This window comes from Pseudoalteromonas sp. K222D (assembly GCF_017653575.1).
Taxonomy (GTDB): domain Bacteria; phylum Pseudomonadota; class Gammaproteobacteria; order Enterobacterales; family Alteromonadaceae; genus Pseudoalteromonas; species Pseudoalteromonas nigrifaciens.
In genome coordinates, this window is record NZ_JAGGDL010000032.1 from 1 (window position 1) to 18,805 (window position 18,805).

At 36.7% G+C, this 18,805-nt stretch carries 22 protein-coding genes; 13 read left to right on the forward strand and 9 right to left on the reverse strand.

The features are described from left to right. The first annotated feature begins 175 nt into the window (after nucleotides 1–175). The 5 genes from J5X91_RS13995 (at nucleotide 176) to J5X91_RS14015 (ending at nucleotide 2,866) form a co-directional block, all read left to right on the forward strand. A complete protein-coding gene (locus tag J5X91_RS13995) occupies nucleotides 176–535 on the forward strand; it encodes a hypothetical protein (RefSeq protein WP_208835042.1) in 360 nt (119 codons plus the stop codon). Between the two features lie 87 nt (nucleotides 536–622). Beyond that, nucleotides 623–1,246 (forward strand): DUF4145 domain-containing protein, encoded by a 624-nt coding sequence (locus J5X91_RS14000; protein WP_208835043.1) that lies wholly within the window; start codon nucleotides 623–625, stop codon nucleotides 1,244–1,246. 99 nt (nucleotides 1,247–1,345) lie between these two features. Then, nucleotides 1,346–1,831 (forward strand): hypothetical protein, encoded by a 486-nt coding sequence (locus J5X91_RS14005; protein WP_208835044.1) that lies wholly within the window; start codon nucleotides 1,346–1,348, stop codon nucleotides 1,829–1,831. Between the two features lie 26 nt (nucleotides 1,832–1,857). After that, nucleotides 1,858–2,520: a hypothetical protein gene (locus tag J5X91_RS14010; protein WP_208835045.1), complete on the forward strand. Its 663-nt coding sequence runs from the start codon at nucleotides 1,858–1,860 to the stop codon at nucleotides 2,518–2,520. A 139-nt stretch (nucleotides 2,521–2,659) separates the two neighbouring features. Beyond that, nucleotides 2,660–2,866, forward strand: coding sequence for a hypothetical protein (locus J5X91_RS14015; protein WP_089368250.1), 207 nt, complete (start codon nucleotides 2,660–2,662; stop codon nucleotides 2,864–2,866). A 289-nt stretch (nucleotides 2,867–3,155) separates the two neighbouring features. Here J5X91_RS14015 and J5X91_RS14020 read toward each other — a convergent pair whose 3' ends face one another. After that, nucleotides 3,156–4,040: a LysR family transcriptional regulator gene (locus J5X91_RS14020; RefSeq protein WP_182676721.1), complete on the reverse strand. Its 885-nt coding sequence runs from the start codon at nucleotides 4,038–4,040 to the stop codon at nucleotides 3,156–3,158. A 270-nt stretch (nucleotides 4,041–4,310) separates the two neighbouring features. Between J5X91_RS14020 and J5X91_RS14025 the strand changes: the two genes are divergently transcribed. Further along, nucleotides 4,311–5,141, forward strand: coding sequence for a sulfite exporter TauE/SafE family protein (locus J5X91_RS14025; RefSeq protein ID WP_208835046.1), 831 nt, complete (start codon nucleotides 4,311–4,313; stop codon nucleotides 5,139–5,141). A 127-nt stretch (nucleotides 5,142–5,268) separates the two neighbouring features. On the opposite strand, the gene J5X91_RS14030 is transcribed toward J5X91_RS14025, so the two are convergent. Together J5X91_RS14030 and J5X91_RS14035 are read right to left on the reverse strand one after the other, a co-directional pair. Next, nucleotides 5,269–6,318 (reverse strand): methionine synthase, encoded by a 1,050-nt coding sequence (locus J5X91_RS14030; protein ID WP_011328150.1) that lies wholly within the window; start codon nucleotides 6,316–6,318, stop codon nucleotides 5,269–5,271. A gap of 70 nt (nucleotides 6,319–6,388) precedes the next feature. Beyond that, nucleotides 6,389–7,363 (reverse strand): DUF1852 domain-containing protein, encoded by a 975-nt coding sequence (locus J5X91_RS14035; RefSeq protein WP_011328151.1) that lies wholly within the window; start codon nucleotides 7,361–7,363, stop codon nucleotides 6,389–6,391. 520 nt (nucleotides 7,364–7,883) lie between these two features. Between J5X91_RS14035 and J5X91_RS14040 the strand changes: the two genes are divergently transcribed. The 3 genes from J5X91_RS14040 (at nucleotide 7,884) to J5X91_RS14050 (ending at nucleotide 10,029) form a co-directional block, all read left to right on the forward strand. Continuing rightward, nucleotides 7,884–8,198 (forward strand): DUF6693 family protein, encoded by a 315-nt coding sequence (locus tag J5X91_RS14040; RefSeq protein WP_208835047.1) that lies wholly within the window; start codon nucleotides 7,884–7,886, stop codon nucleotides 8,196–8,198. A 337-nt stretch (nucleotides 8,199–8,535) separates the two neighbouring features. After that, nucleotides 8,536–8,886 (forward strand): hypothetical protein, encoded by a 351-nt coding sequence (locus tag J5X91_RS14045; protein WP_208835048.1) that lies wholly within the window; start codon nucleotides 8,536–8,538, stop codon nucleotides 8,884–8,886. A gap of 144 nt (nucleotides 8,887–9,030) precedes the next feature. After that, nucleotides 9,031–10,029: a transposase gene (locus J5X91_RS14050; RefSeq protein WP_208835049.1), complete on the forward strand. Its 999-nt coding sequence runs from the start codon at nucleotides 9,031–9,033 to the stop codon at nucleotides 10,027–10,029. Nucleotides 10,030–10,441: 412 nt separating this feature from the next. On the opposite strand, the gene J5X91_RS14055 is transcribed toward J5X91_RS14050, so the two are convergent. From J5X91_RS14055 to nirK, 3 genes are read right to left on the reverse strand one after another with little or no spacing between them, the layout of a single operon-like run. Continuing rightward, entirely contained in the window at nucleotides 10,442–11,029 is a 588-nt protein-coding gene (locus J5X91_RS14055) for an SCO family protein (RefSeq protein WP_011328155.1), read from the reverse strand. Between the two features lie 3 nt (nucleotides 11,030–11,032). Beyond that, the gene (locus J5X91_RS14060; protein ID WP_182683332.1) at nucleotides 11,033–11,791 is read right to left on the reverse strand and encodes a formylglycine-generating enzyme family protein; all 759 of its coding nucleotides are present in this window, start codon (nucleotides 11,789–11,791) and stop codon (nucleotides 11,033–11,035) included. Nucleotide 11,792: 1 nt separating this feature from the next. Next, nucleotides 11,793–13,196: a copper-containing nitrite reductase gene (nirK, locus tag J5X91_RS14065; protein ID WP_011328157.1), complete on the reverse strand. Its 1,404-nt coding sequence runs from the start codon at nucleotides 13,194–13,196 to the stop codon at nucleotides 11,793–11,795. 260 nt (nucleotides 13,197–13,456) lie between these two features. Between nirK and J5X91_RS14070 the strand changes: the two genes are divergently transcribed. The 3 genes from J5X91_RS14070 to J5X91_RS14080 all read left to right on the forward strand — a co-directional run bounded on the left by J5X91_RS14070 (nucleotide 13,457) and on the right by J5X91_RS14080 (nucleotide 15,843). After that, nucleotides 13,457–13,930, forward strand: coding sequence for a hypothetical protein (locus J5X91_RS14070; RefSeq protein ID WP_208835050.1), 474 nt, complete (start codon nucleotides 13,457–13,459; stop codon nucleotides 13,928–13,930). Nucleotides 13,931–14,129: 199 nt separating this feature from the next. Then, nucleotides 14,130–14,939 (forward strand): hypothetical protein, encoded by an 810-nt coding sequence (locus tag J5X91_RS14075; protein ID WP_011328159.1) that lies wholly within the window; start codon nucleotides 14,130–14,132, stop codon nucleotides 14,937–14,939. 349 nt (nucleotides 14,940–15,288) lie between these two features. Further along, nucleotides 15,289–15,843 carry a cytochrome b gene (locus J5X91_RS14080; protein WP_179807063.1) on the forward strand — a complete coding sequence of 185 codons (555 nt, stop codon included), beginning with the start codon at nucleotides 15,289–15,291 and terminating at the stop codon, nucleotides 15,841–15,843. 49 nt (nucleotides 15,844–15,892) lie between these two features. On the opposite strand, the gene J5X91_RS14085 is transcribed toward J5X91_RS14080, so the two are convergent. The 3 genes from J5X91_RS14085 to J5X91_RS14090 all read right to left on the reverse strand — a co-directional run bounded on the left by J5X91_RS14085 (nucleotide 15,893) and on the right by J5X91_RS14090 (nucleotide 18,090). Beyond that, on the reverse strand, nucleotides 15,893–16,732 hold the full coding sequence (locus J5X91_RS14085; RefSeq protein ID WP_348272530.1) for a YeeE/YedE thiosulfate transporter family protein: 840 nt from the start codon (nucleotides 16,730–16,732) through the stop codon (nucleotides 15,893–15,895). Beyond that, the gene (locus J5X91_RS18175; RefSeq protein ID WP_348272529.1) at nucleotides 16,644–17,144 is read right to left on the reverse strand and encodes a YeeE/YedE thiosulfate transporter family protein; all 501 of its coding nucleotides are present in this window, start codon (nucleotides 17,142–17,144) and stop codon (nucleotides 16,644–16,646) included. Before J5X91_RS18175 ends, J5X91_RS14085 begins: the two co-directional genes overlap by 89 nt. 286 nt (nucleotides 17,145–17,430) lie before the next feature. Next, nucleotides 17,431–18,090, reverse strand: coding sequence for an SCO family protein (locus J5X91_RS14090; protein ID WP_011328162.1), 660 nt, complete (start codon nucleotides 18,088–18,090; stop codon nucleotides 17,431–17,433). 351 nt (nucleotides 18,091–18,441) lie between these two features. On the opposite strand from J5X91_RS14090, the gene J5X91_RS14095 reads away from it, so the two are divergent. Then, a complete protein-coding gene (locus tag J5X91_RS14095) occupies nucleotides 18,442–18,795 on the forward strand; it encodes a TM2 domain-containing protein (RefSeq protein WP_011328163.1) in 354 nt (117 codons plus the stop codon). The last annotated feature ends 10 nt before the right edge of the window (nucleotides 18,796–18,805 follow it).

Sequence of the window (18,805 nt, forward strand, 5' to 3'; positions counted from 1 at the left end):
TGCAAGCCTAGCCCTTGAGTTATTATTCAAAAATCAGCTGCCTGATATATTCATTTCAGATGAGGCTGAATAGTTACAAAATAAAATTGAAAGAAAGATAGATCTCGAAAATAAATTAAGAGATGACCGAATTGAAATATACAATAAAATACTAGAGCCATTTATTATCTTACTAATGTCTGATACTGCATGGAAATCTGATAAAAATAACAAAGGGAAAGATAAAAACACCCTTGCTACCAGCACTATGCTAACGCTTGAATACCGGCGTCATGGATTTAAACTTGCCTTAATGGCAAATGACTCTGTTGTTAAGGCTTATAACAATCTAATGCAATATCTCTATAACATGGAAGAAGAACACAAATCGGGAAACCCTGATTTTCTCAAAGATATGATGCAACTATTGGGTAACTTTCTTATAGAGATTCGTAAGAGTATGGGAAATGAAGCCACTGAATTAGATTTTTGGGATATGTGTGAATGGTGGATGTCAGATACACGGAAAGTTAAAAATGGTACGTACGGCGCATAACAAGTTGCTGCACACGGAAAAATTACACGCTGCGCTCCTAATTTTTCGGTGAGCAAAGCGTTATACATCAATGGAGTTGAATCAAATATGGGCATCATAAAACGAAATTGTCCTCATTGCGAAACTAAATCAATGGCTTTTAGCGCCATCTCTGCAATACAGAAACATGGTTCAAATGTGTGGTTAACCTCATTTCGATGCAATGGTTGCCATGGAGGATATTTTGCAGAAATTGAAAATCGAATTAATGGATCTCCAAAAGAAATTGATGGGAATATAGAAAATAACCAATACTTTAGAACCATTAGAGAATACCCTCGAAAAATAGAAACTAGCATCCCAGAATTTTTACCCGATAATGTTCATAATTTTTTCTCTCAAGCCATTTCAGCTTTACGATCTGAAAACTTTGACTCAGCATCCATGATGTCTAGAAAAGTATTAGAGGTGTCAGTTAAAAAAATTCACCCTGAAAGTCAGGGATCACTTTATAAAAGGATAGAATCCTTAGAAAGTGATGGGTTAATAACAGGAGACTTAAAAGATTGGGCACATATTATACGTGAGGACGGTAATGAATCTGCGCATGAGGAAGAGCCAGTAACAAGAGAGTTTGCTGAAGAAATAATATCTTTTACAGAGTTGTTTTTATTATACGTTTTTACTATGCCTGGTATGGTAAAAGCTAAAAAACCAGAACATGATGTATAACAAGTTGCTTAAACGGAAAAATAACAGTTGGCCATCGCTTCGCGATTATAGCCAACCATTATTTTCCGCTTAGCAAAGCGTTATAAGCCACGGAGGCATATGAGCAATAATCAATCCCCTTACATGCTTGAAAGTGCATCTGATTATTTGCGTGCTTCAAGATTGTTATGGACAAAACCTAATTTATGCGGTGTTGCTGTTGTTAATGCAGCAATTGCCATTGAGATAATTCTAAAAAGTTTTACTGCTCAGCCATCAGATAATAAGCGTAAAGGTACTGTTGGGGAGCAATATGAAATCAAAGGTAAAAGGCTTCATAAATTAACAGATCTTGCCAAGGCTATAGACCCAGATATTTATAAGTTACTTGGCTTTAATAAACACGAGTATTGGTTTGAGAAATACGATAACCTTTTTGTTCAAGCTCGTTATCCTTATGAGCCTACTGCTAATGGTGGTTATACCGAAATACCTATTTCTATCGGTATAGAAATGTTCAAAGCCACAATTGCTTGGTATAAAAAGACAGATAATAAAGATCCTTGGGTACTCATGTATCCTGATGTTGCAGGTGGTGGCTTATAACAAGGCGTTATGCCTAAAAGGAATCTATGCAATTCATATACGATCTAATACAGGAAAACCCTGAATATTACATATGGGTATTCGGGGTGATTAATGCGTTGTGGCTAGGTTTTGTTTATTTCAATAAACAAACCCATGAAAAGAATCTTAAACAACTAGAACAAGACTTACGCTACAGAGCAGACAGGAGGCTAAAAATATTTGATCTAAAAGCGTCTGAATACGGCAAGTACGTTACAGACTTGGATGCCTTTGGTAGAAAAAATGAAATTGAGATGCCTGAGCGAATGCAGCCTATTTTTGACGAGTATCTTCAGCGCTATCTAGCTGCTGCCGAAGCTGAGGATAAAGAACAGGAGCGAATAGTAATTGGTTGGCTTAGTTCGCAAATATCCGGGTTAATGCAAGAAGGTTTGAAAGATGTCCTAATACTGAAATCTGAATCTAATCGACTCAAACTGATTGCTACTGATGAAATGCTTGAAACATTTGACCGACTTGAGGCATTAACTCAAGAGTCAATGGATTGTACTAATGAATACATGAATAATTTTACAGAAATTATTTTTAACCAACAAAATGAAAAAACAGAAGCCTTTAAAGTGAAGGCAGCAGAGCTTGGCGCTGAGATTCAGAAGAATTCAAAAGAGCTATTAAATCAAATGAGGCGAGAGCTTAGTGATATTTAGGCATAACAAAGCAAGGCACAACCGCACAGCAAACTGTGCCGGACTCGCTCATTCTTCGCTCGCCTGTGCTTGCAAGCGTTAGCAGGCTTAAATCATTAGAGTTTTATTAGCCTGTATTGATTAATTAAAAAGGATTTTTATGTTTGCTCAAATTTTCTTAGCTATTTTGGCTGTATTTCTTTTCTATTTAGGTATTGTTGAAAAATCTATTCTCAATATTGGAATAGGTTTTATTTTAATAGTGGTATCAGTTGCTAGATTTTATGCCGCAAAATCGGGTTCATCTAGTCAAGAGGAATTTGATAAATGGCGCGTAAAACGTGAGAATAAAATAAACGATGATTAGCAACAGCGCTGCTAACAACACGCCCTGAAGCTGCTAAATACGTCGATTCATCGTAGGGTGTATTCGTTTTTCAACACTTAAACACGATTCTTATCCATTTAAATGCCTGTGATCTAATAATGCTGTTATGCGGCTTACCCTTGGCTTTGTTACTTAAAATGCACTGTGCTGAATTCAATCAGCTATTTACAAAACCCCAGCCTGCACAGCTGGGTTTGTACTAAACATGCGGGTAGGATAGCGCGCCAATGGGCCCACACTGTGCATTTAATTTGGTTATGGGTTATGGTTATGTTGTTTTTTTAGCTTGCGCAATAAAGTCATTTAAGTAGTCTATATGCTGCTCGTTGTTACGAATACCGACAAATATTTGTTTGTTAATACCTTGCTCCCCAAACCTTAGGCTTTTGATAGGCATTGTTTTAGAATACTCGTCTATTAGCCAGCCTGGTAAAGCACAAATACCGCGACCCGCAGCGACCATTTGTAGCATGATTTCGGTTGTTTCAATGGTTTTGTGTTTTTTTACTGAGCACTTTGCTGGATTAAGAAACTGGCTAAAAATATCAAGCCTTAGCGGCTCTACAGGGTAACTAAACAATACTTCTTCGCTTAGCTGCTCGGGTAATACAAACTCTTGTGTTGCGAGTTTATGGGATTTAGCAACTACGAGTCTGTGCTCGTAGTTAAACACAGGTATGTAGCTTATTTTAGGTTTAAAGAGTGGATCGGGAGTTATTAGTACGTCAATTTCGTAGCTTAATAATGCACCTAAAGCACCAAACTGAAACTCCTGCTTTACGTCAATGTCTATGTCTGGCCAATGCTCTAAATAGGGCTCAATTACTCTAAGTAACCATTGGTAACATGGGTGGCACTCCATGCCAATGCGTAGCGAGCCTAGTTCACCTTTGGCAATTTGATTTAATAATAATTCAGTATGTACAAACTGCGGTAATACTCTGTTTGCCAGTGTTTGAATGTGCTCACCAGCCGCTGTAAGGCGCAAATTTCGACCGTCTTTTTTCCATATTGGCGTACCAACTTGGCCTTCTAGTTTTTTAATACTGTGACTTAGTGCCGATTGCGATAAGTACAACGAATTTGCTGCCTTAGTTAGGGTTCCATGTTCTTTTATGGCGGTTAGTATTTCTAAGTGGATCCTTTCCAGCACAAGTTAACTCCTATCTTTAATTTAGCTTTAATGATGACTGATATTCATTGGTTGATGAAATTATATCATTTTATCAAGCAAACAAGTTTATTTACTATTAAGGTGGGAATAACTAATTATAACAATACGTTATATTAAACTTAGCGAGAGCTGAGTTTGTAGAGCATGCTAACGTAATTGTTTTATTTAAAACCTAAAAGCAGGGGCTGTAATTACCTCGTAAATTGACTGAAAGGTCTTTGTTGTGATTAAAAATAGAAGTAATAATTAATGAATATCATTGAATTTATAACAAGTAATATATCTACTTTGTTGGCACTGGTAGCCACAGGCGTATTTGCTGGTATTTTAGCTGGCTTACTCGGTGTTGGCGGTGGAATTGTAATTGTGCCTGTATTGTTTTTTTTGTTTCAGAGCTTTGGGGTATCGCCCGAGTCTGCAATGTTAATTGCAACAGCCACGTCTTTGGCAACCATAGTGCCTACATCTATTAGTTCAATTAGGTCTCACAATAAAAAAGGCAATGTGGACTTTGACCTTTTAAAACGTTGGGCTGCATTTATTCTTATAGGTGTATTGCTGGGTAGCTGGTTAGTTACTCGGGTTGATGGCAAGTTGCTTACGGTATTGTTTGGGGCAATAGCGCTGTTATCTGCACTTAATATGCTGTTTAGAACGGGCAAGTCGGCGTTGTATCAAAAACTACCTGGTAAAGTAGGGCAAAGTGTTATGGGCGCATTTATTGGCTTTTTAAGCTCTATGGTGGGAATTGGTGGCGGCACTATTTCGGTGCCATTACTTACTTTATATAACTATCCTGCTCACAAGGCCGTTGGTACAGCTGCAGCAATTGGGTTAATTATTTCATTGCCTGGTGCGCTAACTATGTTGATGTTGGGCAGTACGCCAATTGATGCGCCAGCGGGGACCTTTGGTTTGGTTAACTTATTTGGCTTTGCATGTATTGTACCGCTAACCGTACTGTTTGCGCCTGTAGGCGCGTCGTTAGCTGCAAAACTAGATGCAAGTAAACTGAAAAAGATATTTGCTTGTGTACTATTAATTACTGGTTTACGCATGTTAGGGCAAGTGTTTTTATAGGTTTTTAATTTAGTTATTGTTTGTTTAAAAAAGAATGCCCGGCATAGGAGCTCTATGGCGGGCATTCTTTTACATAACTATATTGAAGTGCTTATATTAGTTGGATTATATAGGTTTATTTGTTGGGCTAACTTTTGTTAGCTAGTTCTTTGCGAATTATTTCTGCTCCTGCACTTAAGGCATTTAACTTAGCGTTTGCTACATTACGCGCTAAAGGAGCCATACCACAGTTGGTACAAGGGTAGAGCTTGTCGGCATCAACATATTTAAGCGCTTCGCGCAGGGTATTAGCAACTTCTTCGGGTGTTTCTATGGTGTCGGTTGCTACATCAATAGCGCCTACCATCACTTTTTTGCCGCGAATAAGTTCAAGTAGCTCCATTGGTACATGAGAGTTATGACATTCTAGCGAAATAATATCTATATTCGATTGCTGTAATTTAGGGAACGCTTCTTCGTATTGGCGCCATTCTGAGCCTAATGTTTTTTTCCAATCGGTATTGGCTTTAATGCCGTAGCCGTAGCAAATATGCACCGCGGTTTCGCATTTTAGTCCTTCAATTGCGCGCTCTAAACAGGCAATACCCCAGTCATTAACTTCATCAAAAAATACATTAAATGCTGGTTCATCAAATTGGATAATATTTACCCCTGCAGCTTCTAGCTCTTTGGCCTCTTGATTAAGAATTATGGCAAATTCCCACGCAAGTTTTTCGCGACTTTTATAATGATCGTCATAAAGGGTATCTATCATTGTCATTGGGCCTGGCAAAGCCCATTTTATTGGCTGGTTAGTTTGCTGGCGTAAAAATTTAGCATCTTCAACAAAAACCGGCTTTTGTCGACTAACAGGGCCAACAACCGTTGGTACACTTGCATCGTACCTATCGCGAATTTTAACGGTTTTACGCTTTTCAAAATCAACACCGTTGAGGTGCTCAATAAAGGTGGTAACAAAGTGTTGCCTGGTTTGCTCGCCATCACTGACAATATCAATGCCTGCTTGTTGCTGATCGTGTAATGACAAGCGAAGGGCGTCTTGCTTACCTTCAATTAGTTCATCGTCTTGTAATTTCCAAGGCGACCAAAGTGTTTGTGGTTGTGCAAGCCAAACCGGTTTAGGCAAACTGCCCGCAGTTGACGTAGGTAATAGTGTATTGCTAATAAGTGTTTTCATGATAAATAGTGCCGTATATTTAAAGTTATAATTGAACCTAGCTATTGAGCGAAACTGTTAAGCGCCGCTTTTAAACGTAATTGGCAGAGAATTGTTCAAGCACAGTTTGGTATGGCTTAATTAGGTGCTCTTCGGTAAATTTTCCCTGCTGGCTGGCCATTTGGCTACGCTCTTCTCGATCATAAACAATTTGCGTTAATGAATGATCTTGGTTGTTCAAATTTGGTTGATAAGACTTTCCTGCAGGTGCATTTGCATTGTAAATTTCAGGTCGATAGATTTTCTGAAATGTTTCCATGGTACAAATAGTGCTTATAAGTTCAAGGTTAGTGTAATCATTAAGTAAGTCACCAAAAAAGAAAAATGCTAAAGGCGCTACACTGTTTGGTGGCATAAAATAACGTACCTGCAAGCCCATTTTTTTGAAATATTGCTCGGTTAAAGATGACTCATTTGGCAGGTATTCAACGCCTAAAATAGGGTGCTGGTTTTGAGTTTGATGATACGTTTTGTTATCAGAAACACTAATACATATTACAGGTAGTTTATTAAAATTTAGTCTGTAAGTACTTGAGTTAACAAAATGCTGAAACAGCTTGCCGTGCAGCTCACCAAAGTTATCTGGGATACTAAATTTAGGTTGATTTTTATTATGATTTTGCAGCAATACGCTAAAGTCATAATCGCGCACATAAGAGGAAAAGTTATTACCTACAATGCCTTCAATGCGTTTATTAGTTTTATGATCAACAATAATTGTTTTTAATATTTCTATTGATGGAAAAGTATTACCACTGCCTTTAATATCTAAATCTACAGAAATAATCTCGAGTTCGACAGAGTAACGATCTCCTTTAGCGTTATCCCAATTCGCTAAAGCATTAAAGCGGTTATCAATCATTTTTAACGCGTTGCGCAAATTAGCTTGGCGGTATTTTCCTCTTGCCAAGTTAGCAAAGTTGGTTGTAAGGCGCGTATCGTTAGATGGCTGATAACTTTCATCAAGAGAAGTGCTCTTAATAGTAAATTTAAAGTCTTTTTTCATGATTTTTGGTATCCATTTATATAATTAAAGCTGAATTTTTTGTTTAACTTCTGAGGTTTTCGGTAATATCTTCAGATTTCCCTGTCAGTAGTCACCACAGTATTTTTTATTTTTACCTAAAGGCTTAATTGCAACCAAGTGCAGTGCGGCTAAAGGTAAAAGCAAGAATGTATTTTATACGTTGTTATTATTATGAATAAAATTGATTTAATTTCATTTATATATGAGGGATTCTCATTGATTGATTTTCTCGCTAGTTTTGCTGCGTTTATTAGCGTGGCTGTAGGTTTGTGAGGTGTATTTTTGAGGAGGAATAAGTTAAGTGAAAGAATGTTTATTTAATCTAATAAAGCTAAGCAAAAGTATGTAGTAGCTGCTTATAAGTAAATAAACTTCTTTTTGTTTTATGTAAATAATTGAACTGAAATAGGAACTCGGCTATGGTTTATTTAGTAATAACAATAAATTAAAGCGAGTAGGTTTTAACACTCGTTAAGTAAAATCATATCAAGGATTAAATATGAAGATTCAAGCAAATGTAGGAACTATAGATATTTTAGGGCATTTAATACTGTGGTTTATTTTAATACTAATAACGTTTGGTATAGGCGCGTTCTTTTTTCCTTATTCGTTCTCTAAGTTTATTTTGAACCGCTCTGAGTTAATTGACGAACACGGTAATACAAGAAAAATGGTTTGTAATACAGATATTTTTGGCAGCATTGGCCATGTAATTCTTTGGATTATAATTTCAATACTTACCTTTGGCCTTGGTTATGCCTTTTATTTTTATAAGGTGTGGAACTACTCTTTAAATAATACAACTATTGAGTAATTAGTCTTTATATGGCGCATTCGTTTATTAAACAAACTAAATTAAAAAGCATAACTTTAATAGGGTTATGCTTTTTTGTTTTAAGTAAAAAAGTTGAGGGTAAATACCATAAAACGAATAAAGGAGCTAACCCCATAATAAGTAAGCACCTTATAATGCTTAAAAAGAGAAGTTTTATAAACAAAGTTTAATTTTAAATAATGCTATGTAGATATACAGCACGCTGTATTACAGGCTCAAGCGGAATAAATTCATTAGGTAAGTTACTGTTGATTTTTGCACTCAAACGCAGTGATTTATTATTAACCAAGCGTTATACGCTCAGGAACATATATTTATGCCACACGTAGAAATAAAATATTCAGATAACTTAAAAATAAACACAAAAGAAGTTTTTGATGTTATAGAGCAGATTATAAATAACAAAGACGCCAGTGCTGGGGTATGTAAGTCAAGAGCTTACCCATGCTTAGAATATAAGTACTCGCATATTCTCATTACAATATCGTTATTAACTAAGGCTCACCGAAATAAAGAATTTACATTAGCATTAAGTACTGAGCTAGAGGCATCTATAAAAAAACACCTTAAACAAAGCGTGTATTTTTCGTTAAATATAGAATACAGCCAAGCTTATTACACCACCAATGTTCACCTTGTTGATGGCGATATTTTGGCAGAAACATAAGGCTTATTACTATCTCCTCTTCGAATAAGGGACAGGCATAAAACTTATTTACAAGTAAATATAATAGTAGACAGGCATAAAAAATGGTAATTCCCTCGCTTTGAACTACTGTTTATATATACATGTAAAAACAGAGTGCTAAACATGACCCGTGCCAGAAAATCACTCATAGATTTATCGGCAACACCTTATTACCACCTAATTGCGCGTTGTGTTCGCCATGCTTTTTTGTGTGGCGATGATAAATACTCAGGCAAAAACTTTGACCACCGTAGGGAGTGGCTTGTTAAGCGGATGAAATTACTGAGCGATGTATTTGCCATTGATATAGCTGCTTACGCTATTATGAGTAATCATTATCATGTTGTGGTTAAAGTAAATAAAAACAAAGCGCTTGATTGGTCTGTTGAAGAGGTTATAAGGCGTTGGTATAAGTTATATAAACAAGGAGACTCTTTGGTTGAACGCTTTTTAAATGGCGAGAAATTAAATGAGGCTAGCTTATATATTTTTAGTGAAATTATAGCAACATGGCGAGCACGACTTTATGATATTAGCTGGTATATGAAAAATCTTAATGAATATATTGCCAGGCAAGCAAATAAAGAAGATAACTGTACAGGAAAATACTGGGAAGGGCGTTATAAATCCCAAGCACTATTAGATGATAAGGCCATTTTAAGTTGTATGGCGTATGTTGATTTGAATCCAATTAGAGCGAAAATAGCTACAGAACTTGAAAACAGTGATTTCACATCAATTCAAGAGCGTATCCATAAATATAAAAACACCCCAAAAAATAGTAAACAACCTGCACAAAAATCAGAGCTTTTTGAGCACAAAAGCCAGCCAATGCAATTACTTAAATTGGGTAGTAATGCAGAACCAGACACGATCCCATTTAGATTAATAGACTATTTAGAGTTAGTAAGTTGGAGTAGTCGTTATTTTACTTGCAATAAACAACGGGAAGTAAGTAAAAATGTACCCAATATATTAGCCAAATTAAATATAGAAGAGGTTGAGTGGCTAAACGCAATTCAGCATTTTCGTAGGCAATATGCAAACTTTGCAGGGAGTAAAGTAAGGTTAATGAATTTAGCTGCGCAGAACCGAGCTAAGTGGTACAAAGGTGTTGGTTAATCTGTAAGTTATTTAATGCAGAGTAAATACGAGCATCCGCTGTTTTTTGTTCTAACCAGTAAAATTTACTCTTATTGTTTTGGCGGAAGTAAGCAGTTGATGTGATTACTTAAATAACTAAACAACAATGATTTGAGGTCGTTCATAGATCTGTGTCAGCTTAAGTTAGCAAATATCCATCATATGAAGTGTAAGCCTCTAACTCTCGTTAAAACCTCCCTAAAATCGAATAAACTTTAACTGTTGTAATTCAATGAAAGCCATACACTGGAGTAAATAATAAATAAACTGTGCATTTGCTTTTTAATAAAAATTAAATGCCTGTCCCATATAAAATTTTTGAAATTAAATAAACACTCTGCTTTTGTGCGAGTGTTTATTCATTGTATAGCTTAGTTAAGGGTAGCGTGCTTTAAAAATTTGCGAGCTTTTCAGCGGCTATTGCTGCGTTATTTATTACTCCAAGTTCTTGAAACTTAATACGTCCTTGCTCGTCTAAACCTGTCATTAAGTTGGAGTGATTAACTTCATTGTTGTCTATGTTTTGAAACTTTATATTTAATACCATGGCTAAACTACGAACGTCTTGTGGTGTGCCGGTTAATAAACTCCAGTTTTGTAAATTTAATTTTCGGCTTTGTGCAAATTCTTTTAGTACTGCAGGTGTATCTGTGTCGGGCGTTAACGAGACTAAAATAAAACCTACGTCTTGTTTTTCAGTCTCACTCAGCTTATTTTCAATGGCTTGCATGGTAGAAACAATAGTAGGGCAGGTATGTAAGCAGTGTGTATAAATAAGGCTTATGACTTGTTTTTTACCGCTAAAACTACTTAAAGTACGTTTATTAGCGTCTTGATCTAACCATGTACTGTTAAGCTGATAAACAGAGTTTTGTGGTATATTTTGCGAGTAAGCGTATGAGCTGGCAAGCATGCATATCAGCCCTAATATTTTGAGTGTTATATTATTAGAAATAATAGCTGGGTTATATTTTATCATTTTTTATTCCTTTGATTTCGCACAGCGAAACCCTAAATTGGGTAAAGTATATTTGGCCTGCAAACTAGATCGAAAGCCAAAGCGCATAAATGCGGCATAATCACTGGGATCAGCAGCGCCTTGTGCTCCTGCGGCGCAAAATAATTTTTGATTTATATCACTATCACCACGGGACTCGCCGCTGACCAAAGCGGAGTTAAAATCCTCTGTCCATTCCCAAATTAAGCCGTGTAAGTCTTGTGCTCCCCAATAGTTTGCTGGGTTAGTACCAACCTCGGGGAGCTGTTTGCTACTAGGGCGGCTATACCATTGTAAAATACGTTGGTTATAGCTTTTTTCTAGACTGCCATTGGGCTGGGTTGCACTGGCACTGGCAACACGTTCCCACTGAGCAACCGTGGGTAAGCTTTTATTAAGTGAATGGCAATAAGCTTGGGCTGCAAACCACGATACGTTAACTACAGGGCTGTTTAATTGTCCTTGTGACGGCTGCTTTGGAGTTAGATTTTGTTGCCAATGTTGTAAATATTGAGCCTCTGCAAATATGCTAGGTATTTGCTGCGACTGCCAACGAGGGTTATTTATTACAAACGTTAAATATTGCGCGTTAGTCACAGGCGTAACATCTATGCTAAAAGCGCCCACAAATGTTTGTGGGCTGTTTTTATTCATATAAAGCGGCCTGTAGTTACCCGCGGGCAGCGCTACCATTTTAGGAGGCTCTGCCAGTGTCAGTGTCATCGTTAATAAAGAAAAAATCATGTTACTTGCGCTGCTTAGCAACTTGTTCAGCAGAGACTTTTCCGCCGGCGTTATCCCAGTTATTTAGTACAAAGGTAATAACATTGGCAATATCTTCGTCATTTAGGTTCATTGCTGGCATTACGCCGTTGTAGTTAACGTTATTAACTTTAATCGGACCCGATAAGCCTTTAATAATCGCATTAACACCTAAAAGTGGGTTGTTGTTTAAATAATCAGACTTTGCTAAAGGCGGGAATGCTCCGGGAATACCTTCGCCATTAGCTTGATGGCAAGCCATACAGTTAGCTTCATAAACACGTTGGCCGAATCGTATTTGTTCATCTTTATTGTTGGCTGTTATTTTAGTAAAAGTATTGTCTAACGACTGTATTGCTGAGCCTTCTGGTAAATATACGTTTTCAGCTGTTTTGCCTGTAAAAATAGAATGGTCGTCAGGACCTTCTACTTTTAGCATTGCTAGTGCACCTTTGTTAAATGCTCTAAAAATAGAATGATCAACCAAAATAAAGGTGCCCGGTACTTCTACTTTAAATTCCACAATGGCAGCGCCGCCAGCGGGGATCAATGTGGTTTGTACGTTGTGATTTTTTAAACTGCCGCCTTCTACATAAACGGTATCAAAAATTTCGCCTATTACATGAAAAGAAGAAACCAAGTTAGGGCCACCATTACCAATATATAATCGAACTGTTTCACCTACTTTAGCGGTTAAAGAGTTTTCATCTGTGGTACTGCCTACTGAGCCATTAAATACTACGTAGTCGGCGTCTTCATCTATTGCTTTTGCCATATCAAAAGGTTGCAAGCCAGCTTCACCAAATTCACCTTTAGTATAAAAATCCCCTTGTACTAAATAATACTCTCGGTCTACGGGCGCAAGGCCTTCTTTTGGTTCAACTAAAATTAAGCCATACATGCCATTGGCTATGTGCATACCAACAGGAGCCGTGGCGCAATGATAAATATAAAGCCCAGGATTAAGTGCTTTAAAATTAAATGTTGAGGTGTGTCCTGGGGCCGTAAATGACGATTCCGCGCCACCACCTGGGCCTGTTACCGCATGTAAGTCAATATTGTGCGGCATTTTTGAGCTAGGGTGATTTGAGAGGTTAAACTCAATTTCATCACCTTCTCTAACTCGAATAAAACTCCCTGGAACGGTTTCACCAAATGACCAAAATACATATTCAACGCCATCGGCAATTCGCCCTACTTGTTCTCTTGTTTCTAGGTTGATAACTACTTTTGCACTGTGATCTCTATTAATGGCGGGCGGCACCATAGGAGGAGGCGTTAGTATTGCTTGTTCAGTTTTTAAATTACTGGCAGCAAGTAGGTTACCACTAAATAAAATAGCTATTAGAGGGAGCCATAGGGTGTGCTTATTAGGTTGTATTTTCATTTTATATTTTCCATTATAAATGACGATTAACTTAGTATTGCGCTTAAGTGCAAAAATGACTTGATACAGATCAATTAACTGCCGATGAGCAAAAGTTTAGTACTGATCAGCAATGTTAACGAGTTTGATTTTAAATCTATTGTTTGTTTTTATTGAGGTATAGCTTTTTATGAGTGAGTTAACGATTTATTGTTGTAAGCATGCTGTTAACTTTCTTTGGAAACTATATAATTAAATTTATATCATTAAGGATGATGATGATGACAAATAAAGTAGAGGTTTCGGCCAAAAGTGGAATGCATTTTAAGTTTTACAGTGATGACGTAGAAGTTACTTATTACTGCTTGCCCGTATCGGGAAAAGAAGTTGTAAAAGTTAACGGTGAGATAGTTAGCGAAGCACAAAACTTTAAGTTTAGCTCTACTCATCAGTTTGAAATAAATGGCAACCCGGCTAAAATTAGGCTAAAAGCTCACGGTTTAACTAAAAACGTGACACTTTGTGAGTTTTTTGTGGCTGATGAATTAGTTAAAGCTTATAAACTTACTTACGGTATCAAAGGTAAAGTTCCGCTTATGGCTCAGCTTGTTATTAGTGTTATTGCCGCTGCAGTGGGTTGGTTTTTTGCAGCACAGTTTTTATCATCTTGGTTAGCTTTTGCAATAATGATAGCGCTTTTAGGATTAGCAGTGTTTAAATTTGAAAAGCCAAGCTGGGAATGCGAAGAGGTTTAGTAACACCTTTATAAAACTTTAAATTACCTACCTTATATCCCGTATTTTTAACACTGCAGCGAGCCCTAGTTGCAGTGATTTTATTTAACTAATAAAGTTAACAAAATTTATTGCTCATTTACCTATTCGAGTAGTAGTATAGCCGACCTTTTTAGCTCAGTAACTGAGCTAAATACTACTATGAAAATTTAGGTTATTAATGAAGTTATGTATTGTCGGTTTTTTATTTGCGTTTAGTGCCTGTTTTAGTTCCCTTGCTTTAGCGCAAACTACGCAAGAGTATAGTGCTGTGCAAAATGTTTCAGCAGATGCGGCGGGTCATATAAAAGTTGAGACGTTAACTAACATTGAACCTAATAACAGCTACGACTGGCACATTCATTCCTACTGGGAAAACCGCTATGTTACTGAAGGGCGTGATAACTTAGCAAATAAAGGGATTACCTCAGTATCTACAGAGCTAAATTATGAAAATTTCATAATTATTCCTTGGTTTGCTAAAGGCATTAATACCGATTATTCAGAAGTGAATTTAAATATAATATACGCAACGGTATTATCAAAAAACCTTGAGCTATTAAGTGGGTATAGTGCAATTGCCTCGCGCGAAGAAAGCAGTAACGCTTACGATAATGAGGTTAGCCTTGAGCTTATTTACTCTTTTGCACAGCAGGTTCAGCTTATAAGTAGTTTATATTATTCATTTGATGCACAAGGTGCTTTTTTAGATGTTGCGCTAAATAAACATTATCAATTAACGCCCGTATTACAGCTTGATTTTAAAACCAGTGTTGGCTTTAATTCAGGGTATGTGGCCGATGGGCATAATGGTGCTAATCATGTGCAATTTAGTACCAATTTATCTTACTCAGTAATAAAAAACATGCAGTTATACGCATATAGCAACTACAGTTTTGCTATTAATAAAGATTCTAACCGCTATGCCGACGATGAATTATTACAAGATGTATTTTGGGCGGGGCTTGGTTTAAGTTATCAATACAGATAGCGCCTATAAATATAAGTTAAATAGTTATTGTGCTAGATCATTAAAAGCTTACTTTAAACACTGTAAAAGTTTTAAACGCGCTAAACTTCTTAAGTAACCTGAGCTCCGGATAATAAACTTATCTCAAGCAGCTGTTTTCAGCGCTAACTGCGTTGAATTTACTTGCAATAGGCCAGCTATTGACGCGTAAATTCGCCTTGTTTTCACTGAAAACCTCTGGCTAGAGAAAATAAAATTAAATATAACGATGATTCAATATGTTCGTAAATCTCTTAACCAGAGTTCAGGTTAAGTACGGTGTGCTTGAGAAGTAAAGAGCGCATTTATTTCTTATATTTTTAGAGGTTTTATGGCTATAAAAAACACATCTACCCATTACAATAAACTCTCAATAATCCTGCACTGGCTAATGTTATTAGTATTAATTGCTGTGTATGCCTCTATTGAACTACGGGTTTTATTTGATAAGGGCACAGAAACTCGCGATTTATTTAAAATGTGGCATTTTATGCTGGGGTTATCAGTTTTGTTGCTTGTTACTATTCGGCTATTTATTCGTTTAAAAAGTGGTTCTAAACCATTAATAACGCCCAGTCCAGCAAAATGGCAAACCATGGCAGCTAGTATTACGCACATTGCACTTTATGCTTTTATGTTTGCAATGCCTTTGGCAGGTTGGTTTATGCTGAGTTTATTTGATGCGCCAATTCCTTTTTATGGTTTTGAATTACCCGCATTAGCGGCAAAAAACACTGATCTGGCAAAACAAATTAAATACCTACACGAAACAACGGGCGTACTTGGTTATTACTTAATTGCATTACATGCCAGCGCAGCACTTCTGCATCATTATATTATTAAAGACAATACACTTAAACGTATACTGTTTAAAAATAACGGTTAGTAAAAATGCCGACTTATAATTTAAGTCGGCATTTTAATTATAAAAGGTATTATTTAATTACAGCATGTTGCAGCTTATTACCCAGTATTCCACCAAGCAGTAAAAAAATTAGGTAAATCCAACCTGACAATGAAAAGTTAGCGATAGGGGTAAATAATGCACCTACATTGCAGCCATTGGCAAAACGCGTACCAAACCCCATTAGTAGCCCGCCAAGTGCAAATAAAGCAAACTGTTTAGCTGAGTGGTTTATTTTAAATGAAAACGAAAATTTACCCATAAGCAGCACGGCTATTAATGTGCCTAACATTATTGCAAAGTTTTGTACCGAAATAGCATGATCAAAAAAGCCTGTAGTAAACATTACTTCGGGTCTTAGAGTATAGTTTGCAATATCGTTTGCGCTTATGCCAAGTTGCATTACAAGCTTACCAAACCATATGCCAAAAGGGGTAGAAGCGCCCCAGCCCGAACCAGTTGACGCCATCATTACACCAAATATAATTGCAATTACTAAAGCAGAAGTGCGCATTTCCCACATGTTTCCTATCCAGCGTTTATATGTGTGGGTGCTAAAAAATGTAAATTGTTGTGTACTGTTGTGTAATAACTGGTTTTGTCGGGCTATTTCACCGTCAACCCCTAAATAAGATCCACTTTTTTGTCGGTAGTTCTCATATTTTTTAGCCAGCACTACAACAATTAAAGCAAAAGCAATCGTAACTAAAATAGCAATAAAGTAGCCATTTAATGGCCCCCAACTAAACAAATCGGGCAGGTAAACACCTTGCCCAGCATAACTACTTGTAGAGATTACACTTTGCGTGATCCAGCTTTGCGTTGCTTGTAGCGGAAAGCCAAAAAACACACCTGCTCCAAAAAATACCAATGTTGTTAGTGCGCGTGGTACATCGCTTACCATTTCTACCATCATGCCGGTAGCAGCAGCTCGACAAGCTCATACCGGCACCAAACATTACGCCACCAATAATCAGGCCTAAATTAATAGGGTTAACCCATAAGTTATAACTTGTTGAATCTGTATTTACTAATAAGCCAGCATTTATAATGGCAGTAATAACAAACATAAACATAAGAGTTTGCAATAGCTGTGTTGAGCCACGTCGGTATGCGCGATTAATGCTGCCAGCAAAACCAATTGAACCTTTCGCTAAGGCAAAACCCAAAGCTAAGCCTAGCAGTAGACGTAAAAACAGTGATGATGTTTCGAGAAATAGTGCCCCTAACAAAATAGATAAAATAGCAATAGCGCTACCTAGTATGGCTTGTTTTTTATTCACGTAAGTACCCAATAATTAATAATACAAAGCTGAAGTGTGAGTGAAGGGCGGATTATTCTATTGTGCTGCAAATAAGTCCAACGCTACCCTATAACTTGTTGGTATATATACGTCATTAATACTCTATGCTGTAAGCAAGTGAAGTAGTTGATTAAAAATATATTAGAGATTAAAAGTGGACTTAACTGGTAGGGAGGTATTTTAAGTAAACATTTATAAAATAATATAAACACTCTATTTGCTAATAAAGTGTTTTATATTTGTGTTTTTAGTAATAGTGAGTAGCTTAAAAGTTGGCAAGCTCCTTAGCAGTGAAAGTTGCATTACTAATTACACCCGTTTTTTGAAACTTGATTCTGCCTTGCTGATCAAGCACCGTCATTATATTAGAGTGCTCTACCTCGCTATTCCCTATATTTTGATACTTAATGTTTAATGCTGCAGCTAAGCTGCGCACATCATCGGCTGAGCCTGTTAATAAGCTCCAATTATGTGCACTTAGTTTTCTGCTTTGGGCAAAGCTTTGTAATACCGTCGGGGTGTCTGTATCAGGGGTAAGCGAGACTAATATAAATCCAACATTGTTTTTTTCTTCATTACTAAGCTTATTTTCAATAGCTTGCATGGTCGACACAATAGTAGGGCAGGTATGCGCACAATGTGTGTAAATAAGGCTCACTATTTGCTTTTTACCACTAAAGCTACTTAATAAACGCTCGTGGCCATCTTGATCTAACCACGTATTATTTAATTGGTAAATCGAGTTTTGAGGAATGTTTTGAGCTGGAGCCTGTTTGCTATCTTTAGATGAAGCTTGAGCATAGGCTTGTAAGTAAGCCTGTGTGTAGGTTTGTGAGAAGCCTAGTGAGTAAGCGGCTGAGCTGGTTAATAATGCCGTAACAGTCCACATTTTAACAAATAGTGTTATCGATTTAAATTTTATCATTTTGATACTCCATTAAAAAACCACAATTAACTTAGTGCTGCGCTATTAAGCAAAAAGGGTTTATGCAGAACAACTAACTAAATGTAAATTTTGTTAACATTATTTAGTGTTGATTATTGATACTATCGAGTTTTAATAGCTGCACATCGTTTATTTGCACTATATAAATCATGTATAAGCACCCAAATGTAAAATAGTTGTTTTATTTTTGTTGAATGTGGTTTGCCTATTGTGCTAAGTTTTTAGCTGTTAAATATTTTCAAGTATCTAAAAATTAAAACTAATAATTTATATACTGACATTTACTTAACTACGCTATGAAGCATATTTATAAACAATGGAGAGTTATTAATGAGTGATGCAGCAACATTAAAAAGTGCAGACGAAAAGTTTTGTTCGGACTGTGGAGGCGTAATTAGTTTAAAAGCAGAAATTTGTCCTAAATGTGGGGTAAGACAAACAGCGCAACCTAATTCATTAGGTGGTACTGCGCCCAATGGTAAGAGTAAAATAGCTGCAGCATTGCTTGCGGTATTTTTGGGTGGCTTTGGTGTTCATAAGTTTTACTTAGGGCAAATTGGCTTAGGCTTTATTTATCTGTTGTTCTTTTGGACAGCTATTCCGGCGATCATTGCATTTGTAGAGTTTATTATTTTATTAACCATGAGCGATGAAGCGTTTAATAATAAATATGGTTACGACTAAAACGTGTTTG